The following is a 270-nucleotide window of genomic DNA, read 5'->3' as shown; positions in this document are numbered from 1 at the left end:
CGGAGAAATCATTGCGTATTCCATTGGTGATTGTCAAAACGTAGCGTTTGTTTTAGATACGTTAAGTCAACTTCCTTCTTTGCCTGAAGGATGCACGCTGCATAGCGACCAAGGTTCCGTGTACACATCGTATGCTTATCAACAAAAAATCAAAGAAAGAGGCATTACCATGAGTATGTCCCGCAAAGGGACTCCCGCAGATAATGCCTCTATCGAATCGTTTCATTCCTCGCTAAAGTCTGAAACGTTCTACCTTGACGAGTTGACATA

At 43.0% G+C, this 270-nt stretch carries 1 protein-coding gene; it reads left to right on the top strand.

Annotated elements, in window-relative coordinates:
* Window positions 1-270: DDE-type integrase/transposase/recombinase (locus AC1VNJ_RS26965; protein ID WP_482641642.1), on the top strand; the 270-nt coding region annotated here is incomplete at both ends.

It is taken from the genome of Priestia sp. 3CA3 (genome assembly GCF_056836725.1).
This window is presented reverse-complemented; position numbering and strand designations above follow the sequence as displayed.